This is a genomic window from Ensifer sp. 2TAB8 (assembly GCF_052115125.1).
Taxonomy (GTDB): domain Bacteria; phylum Pseudomonadota; class Alphaproteobacteria; order Rhizobiales; family Rhizobiaceae; genus Ensifer.
The window spans coordinates 52,835-66,501 of sequence record NZ_JBFRGB010000011.1; the positions used below are offsets into that span (position 1 = coordinate 52,835).

The 13,667-nt window shown below is 63.2% G+C and carries 14 protein-coding genes; 11 read left to right on the plus strand and 3 right to left on the minus strand.

What is annotated here, in order from left to right; all coding sequences use genetic code 11:
* Genes AB4Z53_RS18830 through AB4Z53_RS18840 form a run of 3 tightly spaced genes read left to right on the plus strand, consistent with a single transcriptional unit; the run spans position 1 to position 2,596 of the window.
* The gene (locus AB4Z53_RS18830) at positions 1 to 891 is read left to right on the plus strand and encodes an ABC transporter permease (RefSeq protein ID WP_113538547.1); all 891 of its coding nucleotides are present in this window, start codon (positions 1 to 3) and stop codon (positions 889 to 891) included.
* Complete coding sequence (locus tag AB4Z53_RS18835) at positions 888 to 1,691, plus strand: ABC transporter ATP-binding protein (RefSeq protein WP_113538546.1); 804 nt, start codon at positions 888 to 890, stop codon at positions 1,689 to 1,691. The genes AB4Z53_RS18830 and AB4Z53_RS18835 overlap by 4 nt, the downstream gene beginning before the upstream one ends.
* The gene (locus AB4Z53_RS18840; protein ID WP_441597087.1) at positions 1,688 to 2,596 is read left to right on the plus strand and encodes an ABC transporter ATP-binding protein; all 909 of its coding nucleotides are present in this window, start codon (positions 1,688 to 1,690) and stop codon (positions 2,594 to 2,596) included. The genes AB4Z53_RS18835 and AB4Z53_RS18840 overlap by 4 nt, the downstream gene beginning before the upstream one ends.
* A gap of 123 nt (positions 2,597 to 2,719) precedes the next feature.
* Here the strand turns inward: AB4Z53_RS18840 and AB4Z53_RS18845 are convergent, their stop codons facing one another.
* Entirely contained in the window at positions 2,720 to 3,760 is a 1,041-nt protein-coding gene (locus AB4Z53_RS18845; protein ID WP_291158101.1) for a glutamine synthetase beta-grasp domain-containing protein, read from the minus strand.
* A gap of 335 nt (positions 3,761 to 4,095) precedes the next feature.
* On the minus strand, positions 4,096 to 5,517 hold the full coding sequence (locus AB4Z53_RS18850) for an aminotransferase-like domain-containing protein (RefSeq protein WP_441597089.1): 1,422 nt from the start codon (positions 5,515 to 5,517) through the stop codon (positions 4,096 to 4,098).
* A 101-nt stretch (positions 5,518 to 5,618) separates the two neighbouring features.
* On the opposite strand from AB4Z53_RS18850, the gene AB4Z53_RS18855 reads away from it, so the two are divergent.
* Complete coding sequence (locus AB4Z53_RS18855) at positions 5,619 to 6,482, plus strand: DMT family transporter (RefSeq protein ID WP_441597091.1); 864 nt, start codon at positions 5,619 to 5,621, stop codon at positions 6,480 to 6,482.
* Between the two features lie 48 nt (positions 6,483 to 6,530).
* Here the strand turns inward: AB4Z53_RS18855 and AB4Z53_RS18860 are convergent, their stop codons facing one another.
* Positions 6,531 to 7,424, minus strand: coding sequence for a LysR family transcriptional regulator (locus tag AB4Z53_RS18860; RefSeq protein ID WP_441597093.1), 894 nt, complete (start codon positions 7,422 to 7,424; stop codon positions 6,531 to 6,533).
* Between the two features lie 113 nt (positions 7,425 to 7,537).
* Between AB4Z53_RS18860 and AB4Z53_RS18865 the strand changes: the two genes are divergently transcribed.
* The 7 genes from AB4Z53_RS18865 to AB4Z53_RS18895 all read left to right on the plus strand — a co-directional run bounded on the left by AB4Z53_RS18865 (position 7,538) and on the right by AB4Z53_RS18895 (position 13,462).
* Positions 7,538 to 8,407 (plus strand): NmrA/HSCARG family protein, encoded by an 870-nt coding sequence (locus tag AB4Z53_RS18865; protein ID WP_441597095.1) that lies wholly within the window; start codon positions 7,538 to 7,540, stop codon positions 8,405 to 8,407.
* A gap of 66 nt (positions 8,408 to 8,473) precedes the next feature.
* Positions 8,474 to 8,713: a DUF2798 domain-containing protein gene (locus tag AB4Z53_RS18870; protein ID WP_291149805.1), complete on the plus strand. Its 240-nt coding sequence runs from the start codon at positions 8,474 to 8,476 to the stop codon at positions 8,711 to 8,713.
* Positions 8,714 to 8,886: 173 nt separating this feature from the next.
* Entirely contained in the window at positions 8,887 to 9,582 is a 696-nt protein-coding gene (locus AB4Z53_RS18875) for a helix-turn-helix domain-containing protein (protein WP_291149802.1), read from the plus strand.
* Between the two features lie 171 nt (positions 9,583 to 9,753).
* Positions 9,754 to 10,500: a GntR family transcriptional regulator gene (locus AB4Z53_RS18880; protein WP_441597097.1), complete on the plus strand. Its 747-nt coding sequence runs from the start codon at positions 9,754 to 9,756 to the stop codon at positions 10,498 to 10,500.
* A 69-nt stretch (positions 10,501 to 10,569) separates the two neighbouring features.
* Complete coding sequence (locus tag AB4Z53_RS18885) at positions 10,570 to 11,256, plus strand: N-acetylmannosamine-6-phosphate 2-epimerase (protein WP_441597099.1); 687 nt, start codon at positions 10,570 to 10,572, stop codon at positions 11,254 to 11,256.
* A gap of 2 nt (positions 11,257 to 11,258) precedes the next feature.
* Positions 11,259 to 12,131: an ROK family protein gene (locus AB4Z53_RS18890; protein ID WP_441597101.1), complete on the plus strand. Its 873-nt coding sequence runs from the start codon at positions 11,259 to 11,261 to the stop codon at positions 12,129 to 12,131.
* Complete coding sequence (locus tag AB4Z53_RS18895; RefSeq protein ID WP_441597102.1) at positions 12,128 to 13,462, plus strand: extracellular solute-binding protein; 1,335 nt, start codon at positions 12,128 to 12,130, stop codon at positions 13,460 to 13,462. Before AB4Z53_RS18890 ends, AB4Z53_RS18895 begins: the two co-directional genes overlap by 4 nt.
* Positions 13,463 to 13,667 lie beyond the last annotated feature (205 nt).

Here is a 13,667-nt window from a genome sequence, read left to right on the forward strand (position 1 = left end):
ATGAAGACCTCCTCCTTCCCGCTCATTCATAACCGCAAGGCCTTGGTCGGAGTGCTGATTGTCGCCTTCATCTTGGCTGTCGCGATCGCCGCTCCCTTGCTGACCTCCTACGACCCGAGCGCCCGCGTCGGCCGCCCGCACCAGGCGCCATCACTTCAGCATTGGCTCGGCACCACGCGCATCGGCCAGGACGTCTTCACCCGTCTCCTCTACGGCGCACGCACCTCGCTTGCCGTCGGCTTCGGCGCCGGGCTTCTGATCACAGCCGTCGGCACCGCGCTCGGCATTATCGCCGGCTATCGCGGCGGCAAGACCGACGAGGTCATCAGCTTCTTCACCAACATGGTTCTCGTCGTCCCGAACCTGCCTCTTCTCCTGGTCCTTGCTGCCTTCATCGGCCAGGCGAGCCCGTGGGTCATCGCACTCATTCTCGGCTGCACCTCCTGGGCCTGGGGCGCCCGCGTCACCCGCGCCGAGACACTCTCCGTCAAGCAGAAGGACTATGTGAAATCCGCCGAGATGATGGGCGAGCCACGCTGGCGCATCATGAGCTTCGAGATCTTCCCCAACCTCATCTCGATCGTCGGCATCAACTTCATCGGCAGCGTGATCTTCGCGATCATCACTCAGGCGACGCTGGAATTCCTTGGCCTCGGCGATCCCAAGGTCGTTTCCTGGGGCACGATGCTCTATGGCGCGCAGAAGGCATCCGCCCTTTCGGTCGGCGCCTGGTGGGACATCCTGACGCCCTGCTTCGCGCTTGCCTTCCTCGGCATCGGCCTGTCGCTGCTCAACTTCGCTGTCGACGAGATCGCCAATCCGCGGCTTCGCACCGGCAACCGGCTCGGCCGCTGGTCCGCACTCATCCGCTCCGGGGAGGGCCGCCTGTGACCGCACCTTTGCTTTCGGTCAAAAACCTGACCATTGACTACATTGGCGAGACCAACGACTTCCGCGCCGTCGACGACGTCAGCTTCGACGTTGCCCCCGGCGAAGTCTTCGGCCTTGCCGGCGAATCCGGCTGCGGCAAGAGCACGATCGCGTTTGCCATCAGCCGCCTGCACAAACCGCCGGCACTGATCCGCAAGGAAAGCGCCATCCTGCTCGACGGCCGCAACGTGCTCGATCTCGACCAGAAGGACCTGGCCGACTTTCGCTGGCGCGAAGTGGCGATGGTGTTCCAGAGCGCAATGAACTCGCTGAACCCGGTGTTGCGCATCGAGCAGCAGTTCTACGACGTGCTGAGGACGCACAAGCGCATCACCCGCGCGCAAGCGCGCGAACGCACCGCCGAGATGCTCAAGCTTGTCGATATTTCACCCGACCGGATGCGCGACTATCCGCATCAGTTTTCCGGCGGCATGCGCCAGCGCATCGTCATTGCCATCTGCCTGGCGCTCAATCCGCGCCTTATCGTTATGGACGAGCCGACGACGGCGCTCGACGTCGTGGTGCAGCGCGAAATCCTGCAGCGGATCAACGAACTCCGGCGCAAGCTTGGCTTTGCCGTGCTCTTCATCACCCACGACCTCGGGCTGATGGTGCAGTTCTGCGACCGCATCGGCATCATGCTCGGTGGCAAACTGGTCGAACAGGGAACCGCCGACGCCATCTACCGGACACCGGAGCACGACTATACCAAGAAGCTCTGGGCCTCCTTCCCCTCGCTGCACGGAGGCGTTCTCAGATGACCGGCCTATCCGCACCCATCCTGACCCTCGACAAGGTCAGCAAGACCTTCGGCAACGGCCCGTCTGCCGTGCGCGCCGCGCGGTCCATATCGTTTTCGCTGCATGCGGGAAGGGCGCTCGCCGTCGTCGGTGAATCCGGCAGCGGCAAGACCACCTGCGCCCGCATCGCCATGCGCGAATACGAGCCGAGCGAAGGACGGCTGCTCTACAAGGGCAAGCCCGTCGACGCGGCCGGATCCAAAGAAATCGCCGACTATCGCCGTTCGGTGCAGATGATCTTCCAGGATCCCTTCGCTTCGCTCAATCCAGCCCACACCATCGCCTACCACCTGAAGCGACCGCTGATGCTGCACCGTCCCGACATCAGGGGGGCTGCGGTCGACGAAGAGATCAAGGCGCTGCTTCGGCAAGTGAAGCTCGATCCTGACATCGTCGCGCCGAAGTACCCGCACGAACTTTCCGGCGGCCAGCGCCAGCGCGTCAACATCGCCAGGGCGCTCGCGGCCAAGCCCGAGGTCATCGTCGCGGACGAGCCGACCTCGATGCTCGACGTTTCCGTGCGGCTCGGCGTGCTCAATCTCCTGAGCGAAATGAAACGCGAGATGAACCTCGGCCTGCTCTACATCACCCACGACATCGCGACCGCACGTTACGTCGCCGAGGATATCGCGGTGATGTATGCTGGCCAGATCGTCGAATGGGGCAATACCGGCAAGGTCATCGACAACCCGGCCCATCCCTATACGAAGCTGCTGCTGTCGGCGGTGCCCGACCCGGATGTCCGCTTCGACGATCCGAATGCGCAGGTCAGTTCCGCCCAAGCAGACGAAACGCGCCGCCGCTCGGCGGCAGATCAGGCGACGATCCGCGAGGTCGAACCGGATCATTTCGTGCGCGCGGCCTGAGCCGCCTGCCGACTGGCAAAAACAAAAACGCCCCGCAGCTTGCGGGGCGTTTTTGTTTGGGCGCGAAAAGCGCAACCCCGTCGATTTGTGGCCCGGCGCCCTCGTGTGCGCCGGGCCACAAAATCAGGCGGCTTCGCGCTTTTCGACGTCGGTCGGAACGGTGGAGATCGTCTTCAGGATCTGCGAAGCGATCTGGTAGGGGTCGCCCTTGGAGTTCGGACGGCGGTCTTCCAGGTAACCACGGTAGCCGTTGTTGACGAAGCTGTGCGGAACGCGGATCGACGCGCCACGGTCAGCAACGCCATAGCTGAACTGGTGGATCGAAGCGGTTTCGTGCTTGCCGGTCAGGCGCATGTGGTTATCAGGACCGTAGACGGCGATGTGGTCGGCACGCGCTTCGCCAAAGGCTTCCATCAGGCTCTCGAAATACTCCTTGCCGCCGACTTCACGCATGTATTCGGTCGAGAAGTTGGCGTGCATGCCCGAGCCGTTCCAGTCGGTGTCGCCGAGCGGCTTGCAGTGGTATTCGACATCGATGCCGTACTTTTCCGTCAGGCGCTGCAGCAGGTAGCGGGCGAGCCAGATTTCGTCGGCAGCCTTGCGCGAGCCCTTGCCGAACACTTGGAATTCCCACTGGCCCTTGGCGACTTCTGCATTGATGCCTTCATGGTTGATGCCGGCAGCCAGGCAGATGTCGAGGTGCTCTTCGACGATCTTGCGGGCCACGTCGCCAACGTTGCTGAAGCCGACGCCGCAGTAATAGGGGCCCTGCGGCGCCGGGAAGCCGGCGTCCGGGAAACCGAGTGGGCGACCGCCCTGGTAGAAGAAGTACTCCTGCTCGAAGCCGAACCAGGCGCCGTCGTCCTCGAGGACCGTAGCGCGGGTGTTGGACGGATGTGGCGTCTTGGCATCCGGCATCATGACTTCGCAGAGGACGAGAACGCCGTTCTTGCGCTCCGGATCCGGATAGACGGCGGCCGGCTTCAGCACGCAGTCCGAGCTGCTGCCTTCGGCCTGCATCGTGGAGGAACCGTCGAAGCCCCAGAAGGGAAGCTGCTCAAGCGTCGGGAAAGCGTCGAATTCCTTGATCAGGGTCTTGCCGCGCAGGTTCGGGGTGGGCTTGTAACCGTCGAGCCAGATGTATTCGAGCTTAAACTTTGTCATTTCGTTCTCTCATATGACGCCAGGAATGGCTGGGTTCCGAAGCGGCTGGGCAATCCAGATCGGCTTGCCCGACGACCGATGCCTGTTAAGAAGCATTAATCGTGCCAACTCGGACTCAGTCGAAGAATCTGGAGAAAAGAGCCGCTAGCGGCACGAGTGATTGCCAGCGCGCCAATGCAACAGCGCAAGGAAGAAGCGAATTGCGCAAAAAATAGGCAAAACCTGCCCGACTCCGCGGCAAATCGCGACGGCGAGGTTGAGATCAGCGGCCCATCCCCAAATAGCGCCGGCGATTGCCTTCAAAACGTGCAACTGGGTGCAAAATGCCGGTCTACTCAGCCCGAGCGCGCAGGATCGCACTGGCGCATGATCGCGGGCAGGACCTTGAAAAGGCGCTCGCCTTCGGACTGAGAGACATTGAAGCGCAGGAAGCCGTTGGCCGTGCCGGCATGGCTGAAGACATTTCCGGGTGCCAGCACGATCTCCTGCTGCAGCGCCTTCTGCGCCACCTCGGCCGCGTCGATGCCCTCGGGCAAATGGCACCAGAGGAACATTCCGGCCTGCGGCTCGATCCATGGCTCGATGCCGATATCGCCGAGCCGAGCCGCCGTTTCGCTCATCGCCCGCGCCAGCCGCTGGCGCAGCGCCTCCATGTGCTTGCGGTAGCTGCCATCCTTCAGCATCGAAAAGACCAGGTCTGCCGCAAGGCTCGGCCCGCCGAAGGTGGTGGCGATCTTCAGGTCGATGAGCCCTTCTATCCAGTCGCGTGGTGCGGCGATGAAACCGCAGCGGATGGAGGCAGAAAGGGTCTTGGAGAAGCTGCCGATCTGCACGACACGATCGAGCCCGTCGAAGGCGGCGAGCCGCGGCGCCGGCGTATGCTCGAAATCCGCGAAGATATCATCCTCGACGATCGTGAGGCCCGCCTGCTCGGCAAGCTTGAGCAGGCGGTGAGCAATGACGGGAGATAGCGTGGCGCTGGTCGGATTATGAAGCGCGGAATTGGTAATGTAGATGCGCGGTCGATGCGCCGTCAGCACCTCGGCAAATTTTTCGAGGTCCGGCCCCGTGGGCGTATAGGGCACGCTCACCACCTCGGCCCGATGGGCGCGCAGCAAGGCGTGGAAGTTGAAATAGCAGGGATCGTCGACCACGACCGTATCGCCGGGCTCAATCAGGAAACGGCAGAGAAGGTCGATCGCCTGCGTTCCCGATTCCGTCAGGATGATCTGGTCGGGAGATGCTTCGACGCCATGTTCGCCGAGACGTCGTGCCAGAAGCTGGCGAAGAGGCCGATGGCCAAGCGGCGTTCCATAGTCGGTCAGCCCGCTTGCCTCCAGCTTGGCCGCGGACTTGAGCGCACGCCGAATGGCGGTCTCGGGCATCCAGCTCGGCGGCAGCCAACCGCAGCCCGGCTTCAACACGCTGTCGCCGGTTTCCAGCGCCTGGCGCGACACCCAGAGCGGATCGACCGCCCGGTCGAGCCGCGGCCCGATCTCGGCCAGCGACAAAGGCGCCAGCGGCGCAGCGACGAAGAAGCCAGCGCCAGGCCTCGAGCGAATGACGCCTTCGGCCACCAGCCGTTCATAGGCTTCGACGACTGTGGATTTTGAAACGCGCATGGTGTTGGCGAAGGTACGGATCGATGGAAGCTTCGCCCCGGGCGTCAGGACGCGCCCCGCGATCCGCTGCCGGATGGTCGCCATCACACCTTCGAGCAGCGTTTCGCTGCCGATCTCCAACTCCTGGATCGTCATCCGTACTGCTCATCCACCCAATACAGTTTTGCAAAATTGTACCGTATTGTCTCTGGCGAGGCCAGCCTCTCCGAACGATACAGACGAAAAAGGAGAATGCTATGGACAAGACGGCAGACGGTTGGATGAGCGGTTTTCTCGGGGTGTTGATCTTCAGCGGATCGCTCCCAGCAACACGCGTCGCGGTCATGGATTTCGATCCGGTGTTCCTGACCGTGGCGCGCGCGGCGATCGCTGGCCTGCTCGGGCTCCTGCTGCTTCTCGTTTTCCGCCAGCCGCGCCCGGCGAAGGCCGACCTCGTTTCACTGGCGATCGTCGCATTCGGCGTCGTGCTTGGCTTTCCGTTGCTGACCGCTCTGGCCCTGCAGCATGTCACCTCGGCGCACCTAATCGTCTTCGTCGGACTTTTACCGTTGGCAACCGCGATCTTCGGCGTGTTGCGGGCAGGAGAGCGGCCGCGTCCGGCCTTCTGGCTCTTTTCGTCCCTCGGAAGTGCTGCCGTCGTCGGCTTTGCGCTGGTACAGGGTTTTGCCGCCTCCCCCGTCGGCGACCTCCTGATGCTCGGCGCTATCATCGTCTGCGGCCTCGGCTATGCCGAAGGGGCCAGCCTTTCGCGCAAACTCGGCGGCTGGCAGGTGATCTGCTGGGCGCTCGTCCTGTCGCTGCCGATCATGCTCGCGCTCACGCTTTTCACGCTGCCAGCCTCCTTCGCGACCGTCACGAACGGCGCCTGGACGGGTCTTGCCTATGTCTCGATCTTCAGCATGCTCGTCGGCTTCGTTTTCTGGTATCGCGGCCTCGCGCTCGGCGGCGTCGCCGGCGTCGGACAGTTGCAACTGCTGCAGCCCTTCTTCGGCCTGTCGCTCGCCGCGACGCTTCTCGGCGAGCCCGTCAGCTGGAGCATGCTGGCTGCGACCGGCGCAATCGTGCTCTGCGTCGCCGGCGCCAAGAAATTCTCAAAGTAGGGGCGTCACGCCTCAAGGCGGAGGCAGGCAGAAAGCGGCCCTGCCCGCTCAGAGACGGTCGAGTTTCAGCCGCTCTGCGAGCAGATCGAGAAAGTAGCGGATTTTTGCCGAAGGGCTCCGCCCCTCCAGCCAGAGTGCATGGATCGGCACCGGGGCGGGCTCGAAGTCCTCCAGCACGAGCTCCACCTTGCCCGCGTCGATCAAGTGCTTGATCTGCCAGAGCGGTGAATAGCCAAGACCAAGTCCCTCCTCCACCGCCGAATAGATCGCGTTCATCGAGTTGGTTCGAAACGCACCACTCACCTTGATTGCACGCGCGCGGCCGTCGATCGTGAACATCCACGCACCGGGTCGCTCGTCACCGGTGCGGGTGACGCAACTGTGCTCAGCCAGATCCAGCGGATGCAAAGGCCGGCCGAAGCGGGCGAAATAGGTGGGCGAGCCGAAGACGACGCGACGAAGCGCGCCCAGGCGCTTGCCGGTCAAGCCAGAATCCTGGAGATCCCCGATCCGCACGACCAGATCGAGCCCACCCCCGGCGAGATCGACAAAGGCGTCGGACAGGTCGAGATCGACCTCCACCTCAGGATACTTCGCCATGTATTCGGCAATGACGGGCATCAGGAACCGCGGCGCAAACAGATTGGGCGCCCCGAGACGCAGGATACCTGATGGCTCGGAGCGGCGTTGTGCCGCTTCCTCGCGCGCCTCGTGGATCTCCTCGACTGCCGGCTTGATGCGCCGATAGAAGCTCTCGCCCGCCTCGCTCGGCATCGAGCGGCGGGTGGTCCGATGCACCAGCTCCACACCGACATCGGCTTCGAGCATCGCGAGCGACCGGCTGACGGTCTGGAGCGGACGCCCGAGCCGTTTCGCCGCAGCCGTCAGGCTACCCTGTTCGACGATGGCCAGAAAAGCTTCCAGGTCCTCGATGCGACTCATGGCGATACTCCCGATTTTCGGGAGAATAAATCACAGTGCGCGCCAATTGTCCGCTTTATTGCGAGTCATTAGCTTGAGGCCATCACCTCGATCGCACGAAAGGGCAGGCCCAGATGAACCCGCGCTCCAACACCATCCTCGTCGTCGGCGGCAGCGGCCGCTTCGCCGGCCTCGTTGTCCCTGAACTTGCGCGGCGCGGCGCTACGGTTCGCGCCCTGACCCGCGACGAAGCGCGGGGCGCGCTTGCGCGAGCGCTCGGCGCATCCGAGATCGCCATTGGCGATCTCCGCGACCGGGAGAGCCTCGACCGGGCGATGGAGGGCGTTAACGGGATCTTTCATATCGGGCCGGCCTTCGCACCGGATGAAGCGGCGATGGGCGTGTCGATGGTCGAAGCCGCCGTGCGGGCCGGCGTCAGGAAGTTCGTCTTCTCCTCGGTCATCCAGCCGACCAATGTGCGGCTCAAGAACCATGCGGCAAAGATCCCGGTGGAGGACGCGCTCTATTCCTCGCCGCTCGAATACACCGTCCTGCATCCGGCCAACTTCATGCAGAACTTGCGTGCGGGCTGGGCGAGCGTGCTTGCAACCGGCACTTTCGCCGAACCTTTTCCCGCGTCGACGCGCATTGCCCGTGTCGACTACCGCGACGTTGCAGAAGTGGCGGCAATCGCACTCACCGAGGATCGCCTTGCCTATGCAACGCTCGAACTTTGCGCCGAGGGGCGGCACGATCGCGAGGAAATCGCCCGGATGATGAGCGAGGCACTCGGGCGGCCGATCATTGCCGGAACCATCGGCTTTCATGAATGGGCAGCGCCGATCCGCAGCAAGTACAGCGACCATCAACTGGAACTGCTGGCAAAGGTCCACGCCCATTATTCGGACGTCGGCCTCGGTGGAAACAGCCTGACACTCGGCGCAGCGCTTCAGCGCGAACCCCGCAACCTCGAAAGCTTCATCCGCGAATTGGCGCAAGCCTAGCACAAGAACGGTCCGGCGCCATGCCGACGGACATTCCCATCCCTTCAAAGCCTGGAGTTCACCCGCATGTCAAAGAAGCTTCCACACCGATATCAGGCAATCGTCATGCCGCTGGTCCTGTCCGTACTGATGTCCGCCATCGTCTCCTTCGTCTCGACGGCGAGCGGCAGCGGCTTTCAATCGGACCTGCTGTCACTTTGGCTCAAGGCCTGGATCTTTTCCTGGCTGGTCGCGTTCCCGAGCCTGCTCGTGGTTCTTCCTGTGGTGCGTCGGATCGTGGCGGCGACCGTGGAGCAGTCGCGGTAGCTCCTGAGATGGCAATGCGACACTCGCCGTTCACCCTTGGCGACCTTCCGCCAAGGGCTTGCCCTCGCCGTCTCCGGCTGCCGCCGTCATCGCGGTTTTTAGGATATCTAAAATCGATTGACAGGAAATCCGGGCGCACCCTAGCTTGAGGAGAGACGATAAGGGGACAGACTGTGACGACGGAACATGCCAGCGGTGCATCGAGCGGCGAGGCTGAGGCGCCATCGCTCGGTGATCGCCTGCGCCAACGGCGCAAGACACTGAAAATGACGCTTCAGGAGGTCGCCAACGAGGCAGGCTTTTCCGTTGGCTTCATTTCGCAGATCGAGCGCGGCATTACCGTCCCCTCGCTGACCTCGCTGATCGCCGTCTGCCGGACGCTAAAGGTCGAGGCCGGCAGCTTCCTCAATCCGCCGAAAGTCGCAACACCTTTCACCCGCCGCGAACACCGGCCGATCTATGGGCTGGGTGGAGAAGGCCGCAACGCCGTCTCCTACGAGCGGCTCTCCGCCTCCTTTCCCGGAAATGTACTGAGAAGCACCATCATTCACGAGCCACCGGGCCATCGCAGCGAACCGATGTCGCACGAGGGCGAAGAGATCTTCTTCATTCTCCAGGGGGCGTTGACGCTGGAGGTTGACGGCGAGCGTGTGGTGCTCGAACCGGGCGATTCCGCCCATTTTCCTTCGCTGCGCACCCACACGATGTGGAACCACACGGGTGAGCCCACCACCATTTTGCACACCTGCACCATGGATGTGTTCGGCGACGGCGATCCGTCGGGAAGCCCTGCCGACAGCCTGGCGGTCACCCGCGCCGAGAACCGGCTGGGCGCATCCGGAAAAATCGAAGGCGACCAGGGAAGCTGAGTGGAGACCGGTGGCGACTCCATGCCGTGCCTGTCGCCGGGCACCCCGGCACTCGCCGCCGGATCGGCGCCAAGACGACAGCTTGGTGCGCCTAACGACGCCCGTTGATAATACCAGTTTAAAACCGACGAAAAATTTTGCATAAGGACTCATCTCGAAAAGGTGATCCTCATGAGCGATCAGGCAACTCTCGATTTTCTTGCGCGTGCCATGTCTGGCGATAGCGGCGAGCCGCTCTACCGTCGCCTCGAAGAGGCGATCAAGCAGGCGATCAATGCGTCGACATTGCGCCGCGGCGCAGTCATCCCCAGCGAACGGGACTTGAGTGAGGGCCTTTCGATCTCGCGCGTGACCGTGCGCAAGGCGATCGAAGGCCTCGTCGCCGATGGCCTGCTCGACCGCCGCCAGGGAGCGAAGACCGTGGTTTCCTCACGCGTCGAGAAGTCGCTGGCGACGATGACGAGCTTTTCCGAAGATATGCGCTCGCGCGGCCTTGAGCCCGGCTGCACCTGGATTTCGCGTGAAATCAGCCGCCCGTCACCCGCTGAAATGATGGCGCTCGGCATTCCGACGGGAGAAAAAATCGTACGCCTTAGACGCTTGAGAACCGCCAACGACACCCCGATCGCGATCGAAACGGCATCGCTGCCTGCCCGTTTCGTGCCGGATCCCGGTGCAATCGGCGCATCACTGTACGAGTATCTCGCCGCCCACGGCGCCCTGCCAGTCCGGGCGCTGCAGCGCATGCAGGCAAAGCCCGCCAGCGAGGAGGAGCGGCGCCTGCTCGAAACGCCCGAAGATACGAGCCTGCTGGTCATGGAGCGGCGTTGTTTCCTGGCTGACGGGCAGATCGTCGAGTTCACCCAGACCAAGTACCGGGGCGACGTCTACGACTTCGTCATCGAACTGATGCGATAATACCAGTATAATTCCTGTTGCAATCTGGTCTTACACTGCTACCGTGGAGCCTCCATTGGGAGAGCCTGCGTGACCTTCGACATCCATAGCCTCAAGCACGGCCTGATCGTTTCCTGCCAACCGGTGAAGGGCGGCGTCATGGACAATGCCGCCATGGTTGTCGGTTTCGCGCTGGCGGCGCTCGACGGCGGCGCAACCGCCCTTCGCATCGAATCCGCAGACTATGTTCGCGCCGTGCGCCAGGCGACCGATCGTCCGATCATCGGCCTCGTCAAGCGCGACCTGGAGACGTCGCCGATCCGCATCACCCCCTTCATCGAGGACGTCGATGCTCTGGCGGCAGCCGGCGCCGATATCATCGCCTATGATGCCACTGCCCGCGAACGGCCGGTCGCGACCAAGACGCTGATCGAGCGCATCCACGCCGCAGGCAAGATCGCCATGGCCGATTGCTCGGTCATTGCCGACGCCGAGCACGCGCTTGCCGAAGGCGCAGAAATTGTCGGCTCCACCCTTGCCGGTTACACGGGTCCGGTCGAGCCGACGGAACCGGACTTCGCCCTCATCGCCGCCATGCGCAACCTGACCCCTCACGTGGTCGCCGAAGGCTGCGTGCGCACGCCCGAACAGGCCGCTCAGGCGCTTCAGGCCGGCGCCTTCACCGTTGTCGTCGGCTCCGCGATCACGCGGCCCGAGCACGTGACGGCGTGGTTCAGGCAGGCGCTCGATGAAACGCTTGCCGGAAACGAGGCCTGAAAATGGCGCAGACCCAAACCGTTCTCGCGATCGATGTCGGCGGCACGAAGATGCTGGCCGCCCTCGTGCGGGGAACTGAAATCGTCGACACGCTGCGGATGCCGACGCCCGGCAAAGGCGATCCGGCGCAGTGGCTTGCCGCACTCTTTGGGGCGATCGCGTCCTGGCGCGGTGCCTACGGCTCGGTCGGCGCCGCGGTCACCGGCATTGTCGATAACGGCCATTGGTCGGCGCTCAACCGCAAGACGCTCGATATCCCCGATGCCTTTGCGCTGACGGAAACGATCGAGCGGCTGGCAGGCGTGCCGGTGCTGGCTGCAAACGATGCCCACGCGGCAGCCTGGGGTGAATATGCCTTTGGCGCAGGCAACCGCGAAGACATGGTTTTCCTGACGATCTCCACTGGTATCGGTGGGGGCATCGTCCTGAATGGGCGCCTGCTCGGAGGGCTCGCCGGACACTTCGGCCAGTCGCGCAGCGCCGAGTGGCCTGGTGACACCCTCGAAGATCACGTATCGGGCCACTGGATCGCCGGGCAGGCAGCGCCCCACCAATCGGGCGCCACCGCGCGGGACGTCTTCGCCGCCGCTCGCGACGGACACGACTGGGCCAAGCGCACTATCGAAACATCCGCAGGGCGAACCGCTCTGCTCTGCCGCAACATCCTGCTCGCGCTGGACCCGAGACGCATCGTCATCGGCGGCAGCATCGGTCTGGCCGAAGGCTATCTCGCCGCCGTCGAACGCGCACTGGAACCGGTGCCGTCACGACTTCGTCCATCGCTACATGCCGCCGCCCTTGGGGAGAATGCAGGGGTGATCGGCATTGCTGATCTTGCAGAGCGTCAACAAAACTTGAGGGAGAACCAAAGATGACATTTGCGACCACGACAAGACGTGCGCTGCTCGCGGCAGCGAGCATTGCGGGCCTGCTTGCCGCCACCCCGGCGCTTGCGGAAGTAACCGTACTCGGCTGGCCAGGCGGCCCGGAAGAAGTGGCGCTGCGCGCCGCCGCCGACGCCTACAACGCCAAGTCCGACGTTGCCGAGAACGACAAGGTCGAACTTCTGTTCTTCAACCGCGACGGCTTCTGGGACAAGCTGCAGGCCGACCTCGCCGCCAGCTCGAAGGCCTTCGATCTCAACCTGCTCGCCACCTATTCGATCGGCCGTTACGCACCGTTCATGGAGCCGGTCGAGCTCTCTAGCGAAGCCAAGGCGGTCTATGGCGACTCCGTTCTGTCGACCATGCAGTACCAGGGCAAGCAATATGGCGTGCCGACCGATCTCTCGCTGCACTTCATGTACTTCCGCAAGGACCTGATCGAGGCCCTGCTGAAGGATGACGCCGGCAAGGCGAAATATGCCGAAATCTCGGAGAAGTACCTCGGGAAGAAGCTGGAGCCGAAGACCCCGGACGAGTGGACCTGGGACGATTACGCCGCCACCGCGCTCTATTTCACCCAGGCCGTCAACCCGGACAGCCCGACCCGCTATGGCACGGTGCTGCAGCTCAAGAACCTGCTTTTCAACATCATGGTCTGGCAGTCGGTGCCGCGCGCCTATGGTGCGAACTGGATGGACGACAGCGGCAAGATCACCGTGAACTCCGATGCCTATCGCAAGGGCCTCGAGATCTACAAGCTGCTCTATGACAACGGCGCGACGCCGAAGGACTCGCTATCCTACGAGTTTGCCGAGGCGAACGCCGCCTTTGCATCCGGCCAGGTCGCCGCCATGTTGCAATGGAATGCGGCAGCCGGCGATCTGACCAGCAAGGAGAAATCCCCTGCCGTGGCCGATGTGACCGAAACGGTCGCGCCACCTGCAGGTCCGGAAGGACGCTTCACCCATATCCACGGCCTCGGATTCGGTCTCAACAAGAATGCCGAAAACAAGGAGGGGGCGGCCAAGTTCCTGAAGTGGCTTTCCTCCAAGGAAGCCGCGCTGATCTACGCCAAGAACAACGGCGCACCGGCCCTGACGCCGGAGGTGGTCGCCGAGGTCGCAGACGCCCGGCCTGACCTGGTCAAGCTCGGCGAATTCGCTGGCAAGTATGGTTACGTCATGAACGGCGCCACCTCAGCCAAGGCGTTGTCGGTCTACGAACTGCAGGCCAAGGAGTTCACCGGCTACTGGTCCGGCCAGCAGTCGATCGACGATGCGCTCGCCAATACCGAAAAGGGCATGGCGGACCTGCTGAAGTAAGTGAAAGGGTTGCGGCATCCACCAGGAAGCCGCAACCCTGCACGACAAGCGGGTACCGAGGGAAGCTTCTCCGCCCCTCATGCCAGTGCTCTACACGTGATCCAGGTGCGCCGCGTCCGCGGTGCGAAAGAGCCTTTTCAGCTCAAGGGTTTGGGTTGGCTAGGGCTCCTGTAACAGGCATGGGAAAGAGGGTCGAGGAAACACC